Source organism: Bacteroides sp. 43_46, from assembly GCF_001915455.1.
Taxonomy (GTDB): Bacteria; Bacteroidota; Bacteroidia; order Bacteroidales; family Bacteroidaceae; genus Bacteroides; species Bacteroides caccae.
In genome coordinates, this window is the sequence record NZ_MNQN01000129.1 from 1 (window position 1) to 13248 (window position 13248).

Consider the following 13248-nt stretch of genomic DNA (forward strand, 5'->3'; position numbering starts at 1 on the left):
TTGAAACCCTCTATGTATGCTTATAAGTAGAGATTAGCTTTTTTAAGCGAAACTAACTACTGGTTATCAATCAATTATCAAACAAAAAAAGTTTGCCAATAAGTCATGGAGTTAAAATTTTAACCTCAGGACTTGATACATCTGATTATCCCAATAAATGTATTTGTAAAAACAGAGAGCATATCCAGGCTCCTGTTCACATTGGTGAAGGAGTTTGGCTTTGTGCAGGTTCTATGGTAATGCCAGGTGTTACTATTGCGCCAAAAATTATAGTTGCTGCAGGTTCTGTAGTAACAAAAAATTTAGATAGAGAAGGATGGTTGTATGCTGGTATACCGGCAAAGCCTATTAAATCGTTTTTAAAGTAATGTACTATGTTAGATTTAATATACATAACCAATAATCCCCAAGTCGCGAAAATTGCTGAGGATTCTGGAGTTGATTGGATATTTGTCGATATGGAATTTATCGGCAAGGATGATAGACAAGGTGGTTTGGATACAGTCCAGAATCATCATACCATACAAGATATACGCAATGTGCGCGAAGCAGTAAGTAAGTCACAGGTATTGGTTCGTGTCAATCCTATTCATAAAAACCATGTGGGATATTTTGATTCCGAGGAAGAAATAGGTAAAGCTGTAGAGGCAGGTGCTGATATCATTATGCTACCATTTTTTCACACAGTTCAGGAGGTAGGTGATTTCCTTTGTTTTGTGAAGCAGGCAAATGAAAAACATAATAAGCAGGCGAAGTCTTGTTTGCTGCTTGAAACTCCTGAGGCTGCTATTTTACTTGACGAGATTATGAATCTTCCTGGTATTGATATGATTCACATTGGTCTTAATGACCTTCATTTGGCAATGGGGATGACGTTCATATTCCAATTGCTTACCGATGGTATTGTAGAGAAACTAGCTAATAAGATTAAGAGTAAGGGCATCAAGTTTGGATTTGGTGGCATAGCAGGTCTTCATGGTGGCGATTTACCAGGTTCATTCGTCTTGAAGGAACATTATCGTCTTGGTAGTACTCAGGTGATTGTGGGCAGAAGTTTCTGTGATACAAAGAAGATTACCGATCTAAATGAAATTCGTAACATCTTCAATACTGGAATAGGTGAGATTCGAGCACTCGAAGCAGAAGCTCAAAAAGTGGTTGACTATTTCAAAGTAAACCATGAACAGGTTGAAGAGAAAGTAAATATGATTGTAAATAAAATCAAAAATAAGAATAAATATTAGATATGAAAATAGACAAAAAAATTATCACAAATCTCCGTGAGGAGTATGGTGATGCTTTCTATCTTTTGGACAGTGAGCAGTTTCAGAAGAACTTTATCGAGTTGAGAGATACTTTCCGCAGTATTTATCCTAATTTTAATATTGCTTACTCTTATAAGACTAATTATACCCCTAAGTTTTGCAAGTTGGTTGACAAAATGGGCGGCTACGCAGAGGTGGTTTCAGAGATGGAGATGGAGATTGCGCTTCGTTGTGGCGTTAAGCACAATCGCATCATTTGGAATGGACCTATCAAGAATTCACAGAAGCTTGAGGAGTTTCTTGTAGCTGGTGGTATCGACAATGTTGACTGTATTGAGGAACTTGATATTATTAAGGGTATCGCTAAGCGTCATCCAAGCAATACTATTAATCTTGGTATTCGTTGTAACTATGAGGTTGGCGATGGTGTTGTAAGTCGTTTCGGTTTTGATGTAGATAGCGACGATTTTAAGAAAATATTGGATTATGTACAGGATACTACGAATGTTCACTTCTACAATTTCCAGTGCCATTTTGCTAAGCGTCAGATAGAATATTGGCCCGCACGAGCTAAGGGTATGGTTGAGTTGATTGATCGCCTTGGTATTATTCCAGAGCGTATTGATATTGGTGGTGGCTTGTTTGGTAAGATGGACGATTCATTGAAGGCTCAGTTTTCTGGTGAGATACCCAATTACCAGCAGTATGCAGAAGCAGCAGCAACTGTATTTGCAGAATACTTGAAGGATAAGAGCGTAAAGCCAGAGCTAATTATCGAACCGGGTTCAGCTGTTGTAGGCGACTGTATGAAGTTTGTTGGTACTGTTAAGACTATAAAGAATGTTCGTGGCAAGTATATCGCAACTGTTCTCGGTAGTCAGAAGAATATCAGCATGAGTGGTGTGAATCCTCCAATGCAGGTCATTGCAATGGGTGGTGAACAGCAGGAGTATAGTGAGCTTGACTTAGTTGGCTTCACATGTATCGAGGGTGATGTACTTTATCATAACTATGACGGTAAACTCGGTCGTGAGGATGCTATCGTGATTAACAACTGTGGTAGCTATTCACTCGTAATGAAACCACCATTCATTCTGCCTAACTTCCCTGTACTTGATATTTGTGGCGAGAAGGTAGAAGTAATTAAGAAAGGTGAAGTATTTGATGATATCTTCCATACATTCGCATTCTAATACAATCAGTATGTATAATTTAAATCTCTTTATCAAGAGAGCTTTTGATATTATATCTTGTTCGATTGCCATTTTGCTACTTACACCAGTTTGGATTATAGTAGCAATTGCAATCAAGACGGATTCCAAAGGACCTGTTTTCTTTAAGCAAGGTCGTAGAACAAAGGATGGTCGAATATTCCAGATGTTGAAGTTCCGCTCAATGTGTGTGGGAGCTGAGAAGCAAGGCACAGGATTGTTCTCTTACGATAATGACCCACGTGTAACCAAAGTGGGAGCATTCCTTCGTAAGACTAGTCTTGATGAAATACCTCAGTTCTTCAACGTGTTGTTGGGGGATATCTCAGTAGTTGGACCTCGTCCTTGTGTAACATACGAACTTGGTGATTACGATACACTGAATAAGAAGTACAAGAAGCGCTTCCAAGTGAAAGGTGGTATCACAGGTTTGGCTCAATGTAAGGGGCGTAACGAGAACTCTTGGGATGAGAAAGTGACTTTTGATGGTCAGTATGTCGATCTCTTCAAGAGTGAAGGTGTTTGGGTTGATATCAAAATTCTTTGGTGGTCAGTTATCAAGGTATTCCAAAGTGCGAATATCAATGAAGACCAGCGAGAAGGTATGAGTGCAGAGGAATCTGCAGAATTGGATGATGATGAAGTAAAGCGTATTGCTCACCTTCCTGATGAAGAATAAGAACTTTTAAAAGATATTTAGATATGAAGTACGATGTTGCTCATAGAAGAATCTGGCTTAAGGGCGAGATTCTCGATGTTAACGATGCCAAGGTGAATGTACTGTCACCTACATCACAGTTTGGTTTGAATGTATTTGAGGGAATCCCTTGTTATTGGAATGAAGAAACCAATCAACTTTATGCTTTCCGTTTGAGCGACCATTATGATCGTTTGATTCGTTCTGCTAAATTAATCCAGTTTGATCTGAAATATACCAAAGATGATTTCAAGAAAGCTTTGGTAGATACTGTTAAGGCTAATGAATATGATGAGAACTTAAGCGTTCGACAGACTTTATTTGTTGATGGTTTTGGCTCTTGGGGATCAGAAGGTCCTGTAGAGATGTTTGTTGCACCTATCCCACGTGGAAGAACAAGTGCAGAATACAATAAGAAAGGTTTGAATTGTTGCGTTACTTCATGGAGACGTATCAGTGATGAGAACCTCTCCCCACGTATTAAGTGTGGTGCCAATTACATAAACTCTCGTGTTGGACAGCGTGAAGCATTACGCAATGGATACGACACTTGTATTTTCTTGAATGAAGTTGGTAAGGTGGCAGAAGGTCCTGGTAGCTGTTTCTTCATGGTAAAGGGTGATACACTAGTTACTCCTCGATTAACAGATAGTGTACTTGAATCAATTACACGTGACACAATTATCTGTTTGGCTAAGGAAGAACTTGGCTTGAAGGTTGAGGAACGTACTATCGACCGTACAGAACTCTATTTAGCTGACGAAGCATTTCTTTGTGGGTCTGCAATGGAGATTACCCCTATCTACACTATCGACCGGTATGAAGTAGATTCAGGTGAACAGGGTGAGATTACAAAGCGCTTGCACTTGACTTATCTCGATTGTGTAAGAGGTAAATTGGCAAATAGAATGGATTGGTTGACTCCTATTTATTAGTATGAGTAAGAAAATATCCGTATTAATGTCCGTATACAAATCTGAAAAACCCGAATACTTGGAGCGTTCACTCCAAAGTATTTGGGATGATCAGATTTGCAAGCCCAATAAGATAATACTTGTTCAGGATGGGCCTGTCGGCATTGATTTAACAGAAGTTCTTGACCGATGGATTGCAAAGCTTGGAGATATCATAACGCTCATCGTAAATGAGGTTAATATAGGTTTAACAAAGTCGCTCAACAAGGGTATTACAGCTATTGATACTGATTATATTGCAAGAATGGATAGTGATGATGTATCACGACCAGACAGATTCGCAGTTCAATCTGAATTCTTAGATACACATAAAGATGTAGCTGTAATCGGTGCTTATATTCAAGAATTTAGCGATATTTGTGAAAATCTAGGCGTACGAAAGTTTCCGTTAGATACAGATGGAGCAAAGAAACTCATATATAAAGCAAATCCACTTGCACATCCTGCAGTTATGATGCGAAAGTCAATGTTTGACGATGGTATTTCTTACGATGAGAATTATCGTACATCTCAAGATTTAGCCCTGTGGTTTGATATTCTTACTGCAGGTTATAATGTGGCAAATATTGATAAAGTTCTTCTTAATTTTAGGCGAAACGATTCTGTTTATAAGCGTAGATCAAATAGGAAGGATAGTAATCTTGAATTTAAAGTTCACGAAAAAGGAATATATAAACTATTTGGAATTTCTCCTTATAAATCGCTATTTCCAATAGCTAGATATATTCTCAGACTCCTTCCTTCTTCTATTATTCGTATGTTATACAATGGAAAAATAAGAAGGAAACTTACAATGTAAATTATTGATTGATGTCATGCCCAATAAACAGCAAAAAAGAGAAAGAGATAGGCAGGATGTAGTTTTGTTCTTTGAACTTATTCAAATAGCAATTGGTAACAGAGCTCATTTATCGTTTCCACCCAATAACATTCAGTGGAATAACGCGTTTACTATCGCTTCCCAACAATCGCTTATTGGAATTACTTTTGTTGGCCTAAATAAAATACCAAAAAGTCAAATGCCAAATGAATTATTAATATTAAAATGGTTTGGTATGACAGAACTTTTGGTAAAACGTAATAAAATATTAAATTTACAATGTGAAGAAGTTCAGAAAACACTGAATGAATGTGGCTTATATAATTGTATTTTAAAGGGACAAAGTATTGGAGCCTATTATGGAGATATTGATGTATGGTTTGATGGAAATATTATTAAGACTATTAAATGAATAAAAAAACTCTACATTACACCATTTTGACTATATGCATACACATGTGGATTTTTTCAAAAATACTGATGTTGAAGTTCATTTTAGGCCATGGATAAGTCGTAATCTCATTAGAAATTATAGACTTCAAAAATTATCCCGAAAATTTGGAAAGAAAAGTTTTGTTGTAAACAAAAATAACAATCTGATTGTCCCTGCTCATCTTTTCAATGTTGTCCATGTGCTTCATCATATTTATTGGTATTTCCTTGTTGAGGGAGTTGGGTTAAGACAAGTCTTAGATTTATATTTCTTATCGATTAACAATAGAAACTCTGATATAATTGTAATTATAAAACGGCTTTCAATGTTTAAGTTTACCTCTGCAGTTATGTGGGTTCTGATGGAAGCTTTCGGATTTAACAAAGAATTTTTACCATGCAAGCCAAATCAGAAAGAAGACCGCTTTTTACTTAGTGAAATTTTAAAGGCTGGTAATTTAGGACATTACGACGTTAGAGAGAATCATGTTATTTATGAAAGTCGTATATCTACATTTTTTTAATGGATTAATCATTCATTACGGTTGTCAAAACATTATCCTATTGAAGTCTTTTGGACTCCTATTGGTATTATTTATATATCCATAAGAGGCAGATTTATCTCATGGTTAGCAAAAGTTGTTTAATAAGATAATTAAATATTGTGTATAGCTATTGATACCACTAAAATAAATACATATGGATAATTATCAATATCATATTTTTTCTCCTTATCGTGTTTGCCCTTTGGGGGCTCATGTTGACCATCAACACGGTATAGTAACAGATTTGCGATCAATAAGGGAGTGGATTTGTGGTTCACTCCAAGTGAAAACAGCCAGGTTCATCTAGAATCCCTCTCTTTTGAAGGATTTGTCGAATTTGATATAGCGACCAAAACACAGATAAAACAAGGACAATGGGGTGATTATGTGCGCAGCGCTAAATATGCTTTGTCAAAGCAATTTAATCTGAAGTATGGTATCAACGGTGTTTTGCAAGGCTCTCTTCCTGTTGGTGGCATAAGTTCTTCCGCAGCTGTGCTAATAGCTTACGTAATGGCATTTGCTAAGGCGAATGGTATAAGTTTAAAGCCCTTTGAGGTTGTCCTTATTGCTTCTGAAGCGGAACGTGAGTATATAGGTTTGAACAACGGGTTACTGGATCAGGCATGTATTGCTTTAGGTCAAAAGAATAGTCTGCTATTCTTAAGATTGTGATTCTAATCATTATCGAATAATCAATAGAAATTTATCTATGCCTGATTTTGAGATTGGTATATTTTTTAGTGGCCTTACGCGTAGTCTCGTGAACTCTGATTACAATCTCCGTGTGTATGAGTGCAAAACGGCTGCATGGAATATTTTGGCATATGCAGATCAACCACTAAAGACATTCGACAAGACATTCCTTCGTGACATTCCAAAAGAATCTTTTGAGAAGACAAGAGATATTATGCCTGCTCGGTTTTCCAGAAGAGCTGAGCATTTTTATTCAGAATATCGTAGAGTCAGACAAGGTGTTACCGCATGGGAAACAGGTAATCTGTAACTCTTCGGTAAATTGAGTTTTGATTCATGCGAGAGTAGTATCCATAATTATGAGTGTGGTTCTCCAGAATTGATTGCTATATATAACATCATGCATAAACTTTCTGGTGTATATGGTGGCAGATTTAGTGGCGCAGGATTCAAGGGGGCTATTATTGCACTTGTAGATCCAGCATATAAAGAAAGTATTGAAGCTGAGGTAACAAGGCAGTATCTTGCTCAATTCCCTGAATACGAAATGACTTTCAAAACATATTGGGTTAAACCTGATGATGGTGCAAGATTTATTGAAAATTAAAAAAATGAATATTATACAATGAAAAACATTGTAATTGCAGCCGAATATGCGACTCGTTTGGGGGAGTTGACAAAGAACTTTCCAAAGCCTTTGTTGAAGATTGGTAATTCAACCATTCTCGGTCGTATTCTTGACGATATAGATAAAATTGATGACATTGATGAGCATGTAATTATCACTAATCATAAGTTTGCTCCAATCTTTGAAGATTGGACAAAGGAGCAGAACTATAGCAAGAAGATTACTATCATAGATGATGGAACTTCCACTAATGATACTCGATTGGGTGCTGTATGTGATTTACTCTATGCGTTGGATAAGCTTAATATAAATGATGACATACTAGTTGTTGCAGCGGATAATTTGCTGTTCTTCTCCTTTTCAGAGTTTGTAGACTTTGCAAAATCTAAGGCCACTAGCTGCATTATGTGCCATGAAGAGCCATCTATAGAGAAACTTCAACGTACAGGTGTGATCGTAGTGGATGATAATATGCATGTTCTCAATATGGAAGAAAAGCCACAAGCCCCAAAGTCTCATTGGGCAGTACCTCCATTTTATATATATTTAAAGAAAGATCTTGAACTCGTTCGCTACTCTGTTGCCAATTCTTGTGGCAAAGATACTCCCGGTAATCTTGCTCATTATATGGTTGATAATACCGAAATACATGCCTGGAAAATGTCTGCTAGTCGTTTCGATATAGGATCTCTTGACACTTACTACGAGGCAGTAGAAAAATTCGGTAAGTAAATTAATACGATATATTAATCCCCAAAATGGTAAAGATGGAAAAGATAAGTTTAGAAGATAAATCGATTTTGATAACAGGTGCTGCAGGGTTTATTGGAAGCAACTTGTGTATACGATTACTCAAGGAAGTTGAGGGCGTAAAGGTTATTGGTCTCGACAATATGAATGATTACTATGATGTGAATATCAAGAACTACCGTCTAGAGCAATTGTCTGAGGTTGGTGGTGATTGGACTTTCATCAAGGGTGATCTTTCTGACAAACAAACTATCAATGGCATATTTTCTCAGTATCACCCTAATGTAGTGGTAAATTTGGGCGCACAGGCTGGTGTACGCTATTCTATCACAAATCCGGATGCTTATATCAAGAGCAATATGATAGGTTTCTATAACATCCTTGAAGCATGTCGTAATGAGGAGGCATTGGAACATCTTGTTTATGCTTCTTCATCTTCTGTATATGGAACAAACAAGAAAGTGCCATATTCTACTGATGATAAGGTGGATAATCCAGTTTCTCTATATGCTGCCACTAAGAAAAGTAATGAGTTGATGGCTCATGCCTATTCAAAATTGTATAACATCCCTTCTACAGGGTTGCGTTTCTTTACTGTTTATGGACCTGCTGGTCGCCCAGATATGGCATATTTTGGTTTTACCAATAAGCTAGTAAATAGAGAAACAATCAAAATCTTCAACTATGGTAATTGTATGCGAGATTTTACATTCATTGATGACATAGTAGAGGGTGTAATCCGTGTAATGAAAGGAGCTCCAGAGAAAAAGACAGGGGAGGATGGATTACCTGTACCTCCTTATGCCGTATATAATATTGGTAATAATGCTCCAGAGAATTTGCTAGACTTCGTGACTATTCTTCAGGAAGAACTGGTTCGTGCAGGAGTCTTGCAAGAGGGTTACAACTTCGAAGCCCATAAAGAACTTGTCCCTATGCAGCCAGGTGATGTTCCTGTAACCTACGCTGATACTACACCCCTAGAAAAGGATTATGGTTTCAAGCCTTCAACTCCACTGCGCGATGGCTTACGTAAATTTGCTACTTGGTATAAAGAATTCTATCAATAATATATAACGTTATCAACTATTTCAATTCAAATTATTAATCATGAAATCATTCGAAAATATTAAAATCGCCGTTGCCGGCACAGGTTATGTTGGTCTTTCTATCGCAACATTACTCTCTCAACATCACCAAGTGACTGCTGTTGATGTTATTCCTGAAAAGGTTGAGAAACTCAACAAAAAGATTTCTCCAATTCAGGATGACTATATCGAGAAATATCTTTCAGAGAAAGATCTGGACCTCAAAGCAACCCTTGATGGTGCCGCAGCCTACAAGGACGCTGATTATGTAGTAATTGCTGCTCCAACTAACTATGACCCCCAGAAGAACTTTTTCGACACACACCATATAGAGGATGTAATTGACCTAGTTCTGCGTGTTAATCCTGATGCTGTGATGGTAATCAAGTCAACAATTCCTGTAGGATATTGCCGTTCTCTCTATGTGAAGTATGCGCTCAAATTCTTGACAGATCCGGCATTGAAGGGAAAGAAGTTTAATTTGTTATTCTCTCCAGAGTTTCTTCGTGAAAGTAAGGCATTGTATGATAACTTGTATCCTTCTCGTATTATAGTTGGATATCCAAAGGTATTGCCATCTGAACGTAATAAGAAGTGGGATGAAGAAAATGCTGCTATTGAGGCAATCAGTAATTCTGTGGCAGAGGAATATGCGAAGACTTTCGCGCAACTACTGCAGGAAGGTGCTATAAAGGAGGATATCGATACCTTGTTGATGGGTATGACAGAGGCAGAGGCTGTTAAATTGTTTGCTAATACTTATCTAGCACTTCGCGTTAGTTACTTCAACGAGTTGGATACTTATGCTGAGGTGAAGGGTTTGGACAGTCAGGCAATCATCTCTGGTGTAGGTCTCGATCCACGTATTGGTACACATTATAATAATCCTTCATTTGGTTATGGTGGTTATTGCTTACCAAAGGATACCAAACAGTTATTGGCTAATTATGCTGACGTACCTCAAAATATGATGAGTGCTATCGTTGAGAGTAATCGCACTCGTAAAGACTTCATTGCTGATGAGGTTTTGCGTAAGGCTGGTTACTATACTGCAAATAGTGACTGGAATGAGGCTGATGAAAAGGAAGTCATCATTGGTGTTTATCGTTTGACAATGAAGAGCAATAGCGATAACTTCCGCCAAAGTGCCATCCAGGGAATCATGAAGCGTGTTAAGGCTAAGGGGGCTAATATTATTATCTATGAGCCAACTTTGGAGAACGAAACGTCTTTCTTTGGAAGCCTTGTAGTAAATGACTTAGATAAGTTTAAGGCTCAGAGTGATGCCATTATAGCCAATCGCTATGATGAGGTGCTTGATGATGTAAAAGAAAAAGTTTATACTCGAGATATATTTCACGAGGATTAATATCTGTTACCTTTATGTCTTAGGGTTTAATTAAAAAATGAGGATATCCGTCAGCATAGGTGGAGCATCAGCTTGCAGTTCGATACTGCCTGACGGTACAAATAGAACTATTTATCAATAATAATGGACGTAATTAAAACTGCCATTGATGGCGTTGTAATCATAGAGCCTAGAGTATTTAAAGATGCTCGTGGCTATTTCTTCGAGTCTTTCTCTCAACGTGAATTTGAGGAAAAGGTGCACAAGATTAATTTTGTACAAGATAATGAGAGCATGAGCTCCTATGGTGTGATGCGCGGATTGCATTTCCAACGTCCTCCATTCACTCAGAGTAAACTTGTGCGCTGTGTGAAGGGTGCTGTACTTGATGTTGCTGTTGATATTCGCAAGGGTTCTCCTACATACGGACAGCATGTAGCTGTGGAATTATCAGAAGAGAATCATCGTCAATTCTTTGTGCCAAGAGGTTTTGCTCATGGTTTCGCTGTACTTTCTGAAACTGCAGTTTTCCAGTATAAGTGTGATAACTTCTATGCTCCAGAAGCTGATGGTGGCATTTCAATTGTAGATGGTAGTCTTGGCATTGATTGGAAGATTAATGCCGATAAGGTATTGTTATCAGAGAAAGATACAAAACACGCCTTCCTGAAGGATTTTGATAGTCCTTTTGATATTAATATAGATTTATATCCAGAGTTTAAATAGTATGAATATACTTGTAACAGGTGCTAACGGCCAATTAGGAAATGAAATGCGCATTGTGTCTAAGAATACAAGCGACAATTATATTTTCACAGACGTGAATCAGGTAGAAGGTCTTGAAACTACCTATCTTGATATTACTGATATTGATGCCATTCGAAAGATGGTAAAGGACAATAACGTAAATGCTATTGTCAATTGTGCAGCATGGACAAACGTAGATGCTTGCGAAACCGATGAGAAGCTAGCTGCTCTTGCTGAGAACTGAATGTTGATGCTCCAGAAAACCTAGCTAAGGTAATGAAGGAAGTTGATGGATGGTTGATTCAAATATCAACCGACTATGTATTCGGTAAGGAGCCGTACAATATTCCATGCGGACCTGATCAAAAAGGTACTCCTACAGGTGTATATGGTAAGACTAAGCTACATAGCGAGCAAAAAATCATTGCAACAGGTTGCATATATATTATCATCCGCACAGCTTGGTTATATTCTGAGTTTGGGAAGAACTTCTGCAAAACAATGATCAACCTCACTGCAACTAAGCCTGCTTTGAAGGTCGTTTTTGATCAGTGTGGAACTCCTACATACGCATTGGATTTAGCCCATGTTATTATCACTATAATTGAGAAACCCCAGGTTGGTGTTTTCCATTTTTCGAATGAAGGTGTTTGCTCTTGGTATGACTTCACTCAGATGATTGCCAAGATTGTTGGCAATAATGATTGCGATATTCAGTCTTGCTATAGCTCTGAATACCCTTCACCTGTTACCCGTCCAGCTTATTCTGTATTGGATAAGTGTACTATTAAGGAAACCTTTTATGTAAAATTTCCTTATTGGATAGATAGCCTTGAAAAATGTATTTCAATTTAAAAAAAGTAAAGAAAACGATATGAAGAATATAGTAATTACAGGTGGTGCAGGCTTTATTGGAAGCCATGTAGTTCGTTTGTTCGTAAATAAGTATCCCGAGTATAATATAATTAATTTGGATAAGTTGACTTATGCTGGTAATCTGGCTAATCTAAAGGACATAGAGGATAAGCCAAATTACAAGTTTGTGAAGATGGATATTTGCGATTTCGATGCATTCTACAAGTTGATGCAAGAAGAGCATGTGGATGGTATCATTCACTTGGCAGCAGAGAGTCATGTGGATAGAAGTATTAAGGATCCATTCACATTTGCAAAGACCAATGTGATGGGAACTCTGTCTCTGTTGCAAGCTGCCAAACTTTATTGGGAAAGCTTGCCTGAGAAGTATGAGGGCAAAAGATTCTATCACATTTCTACCGATGAGGTGTATGGTGCGCTGGAGATGACGCATCCAGAGGGTATTGAGCCTTCATTTACAACCAAGGCTTCGAGTGGTGAGCATCACTTAGCTTATGGTGAGAAGTTCTTTACTGAGGATTTGAAATATATGCCTCACTCGCCATATTCTGCTTCTAAGGCAAGCAGTGATCACTTTGTGCGTGCTTTCCACGATACTTATGGCTTGCCTACTATTGTGACCAACTGCTCGAATAATTATGGTCCTTATCAATTCCCTGAGAAGTTGATTCCGTTGTTCATCAATAATATCCGTCATCGCAAGCCATTGCCTGTGTATGGTAAGGGTGAGAATGTGCGCGACTGGTTGTATGTAGAGGATCATGCGCGTGCGATTGATGTGATTTTCCATGAGGGTAAGATTGCGGATACTTATAATATCGGTGGTTTCAATGAGTGGAAGAATATCGATATCATCAAGGTGGTGATTAGGACTGTGGATCGCTTGCTTGGTCGCAAGGAAGGTGAGGATATAGACCTGATCACTTACGTTACTGATCGTGCGGGGCATGATTTGAGATATGCTATCGACTCTTCTAAGCTTCAGAAAGAGCTAGGATGGGAACCAAGTCTGCAGTTCGAGGAAGGTATAGAAAAGACAGTTAAGTGGTATTTGGAAAACGAAGCTTGGATGGACAACATCACAAGTGGAGAGTACGAAAAGTACTATGAATCACAGTACAAAGACTGATAGCTTTTCGAGCACATCTCTCTCTACACGAATATAAACAAG

At 37.9% G+C, this 13248-nt stretch carries 15 protein-coding genes and 1 pseudogene; all 16 read left to right on the forward strand.

From position 1 onward, the window contains the following. Positions 1-92 precede the first annotated feature (92 nt). Positions 93-368, forward strand: a complete 276-nt coding sequence (locus BHV72_RS16030; protein WP_286856658.1) for an acyltransferase — start codon at positions 93-95, stop codon at positions 366-368. Between the two features lie 6 nt (positions 369-374). Beyond that, positions 375-1244: an aldolase/citrate lyase family protein gene (locus BHV72_RS16035; RefSeq protein ID WP_055171198.1), complete on the forward strand. Its 870-nt coding sequence runs from the start codon at positions 375-377 to the stop codon at positions 1242-1244. Between the two features lie 2 nt (positions 1245-1246). Further along, positions 1247-2458 carry a type III PLP-dependent enzyme domain-containing protein gene (locus BHV72_RS16040; protein ID WP_055171216.1) on the forward strand — a complete coding sequence of 404 codons (1212 nt, stop codon included), beginning with the start codon at positions 1247-1249 and terminating at the stop codon, positions 2456-2458. 10 nt (positions 2459-2468) lie between these two features. Continuing rightward, positions 2469-3155 (forward strand): sugar transferase, encoded by a 687-nt coding sequence (locus BHV72_RS16045; protein ID WP_055171537.1) that lies wholly within the window; start codon positions 2469-2471, stop codon positions 3153-3155. 23 nt (positions 3156-3178) lie between these two features. Beyond that, positions 3179-4108, forward strand: a complete 930-nt coding sequence (locus BHV72_RS16050; protein WP_005680981.1) for a branched-chain amino acid transaminase — start codon at positions 3179-3181, stop codon at positions 4106-4108. 1 nt (position 4109) lies between these two features. Further along, positions 4110-4946: a glycosyltransferase gene (locus BHV72_RS16055; protein ID WP_224241763.1), complete on the forward strand. Its 837-nt coding sequence runs from the start codon at positions 4110-4112 to the stop codon at positions 4944-4946. Positions 4947-4962: 16 nt separating this feature from the next. After that, positions 4963-5379, forward strand: a complete 417-nt coding sequence (locus tag BHV72_RS16060) for a nucleotidyltransferase family protein (protein WP_055256833.1) — start codon at positions 4963-4965, stop codon at positions 5377-5379. A 34-nt stretch (positions 5380-5413) separates the two neighbouring features. After that, on the forward strand, positions 5414-5923 hold the full coding sequence (locus BHV72_RS16065; RefSeq protein WP_149921779.1) for a nucleotidyltransferase family protein: 510 nt from the start codon (positions 5414-5416) through the stop codon (positions 5921-5923). A 282-nt stretch (positions 5924-6205) separates the two neighbouring features. Then, positions 6206-6619 (forward strand): GHMP family kinase ATP-binding protein, encoded by a 414-nt coding sequence (locus tag BHV72_RS16075; protein ID WP_240049997.1) that lies wholly within the window; start codon positions 6206-6208, stop codon positions 6617-6619. A gap of 343 nt (positions 6620-6962) precedes the next feature. Next, a complete protein-coding gene (locus BHV72_RS16080) occupies positions 6963-7247 on the forward strand; it encodes a hypothetical protein (protein WP_229093508.1) in 285 nt (94 codons plus the stop codon). Between the two features lie 18 nt (positions 7248-7265). After that, a complete protein-coding gene (locus BHV72_RS16085; RefSeq protein WP_149921778.1) occupies positions 7266-8000 on the forward strand; it encodes a sugar phosphate nucleotidyltransferase in 735 nt (244 codons plus the stop codon). 26 nt (positions 8001-8026) lie between these two features. After that, positions 8027-9088 (forward strand): NAD-dependent epimerase/dehydratase family protein, encoded by a 1062-nt coding sequence (locus BHV72_RS16090; protein WP_005680988.1) that lies wholly within the window; start codon positions 8027-8029, stop codon positions 9086-9088. Positions 9089-9128: 40 nt separating this feature from the next. Then, entirely contained in the window at positions 9129-10475 is a 1347-nt protein-coding gene (locus BHV72_RS16095; RefSeq protein WP_055171262.1) for a nucleotide sugar dehydrogenase, read from the forward strand. A gap of 123 nt (positions 10476-10598) precedes the next feature. Further along, complete coding sequence (gene rfbC, locus BHV72_RS16100; RefSeq protein WP_122118250.1) at positions 10599-11180, forward strand: dTDP-4-dehydrorhamnose 3,5-epimerase; 582 nt, start codon at positions 10599-10601, stop codon at positions 11178-11180. A gap of 1 nt (position 11181) precedes the next feature. Further along, a pseudogene (gene rfbD / locus BHV72_RS16105) lies at positions 11182-12056 on the forward strand (dTDP-4-dehydrorhamnose reductase). Between the two features lie 19 nt (positions 12057-12075). Continuing rightward, entirely contained in the window at positions 12076-13206 is a 1131-nt protein-coding gene (locus BHV72_RS16110; RefSeq protein ID WP_055171547.1) for a dTDP-glucose 4,6-dehydratase, read from the forward strand. Positions 13207-13248: the final 42 nt, after the last annotated feature.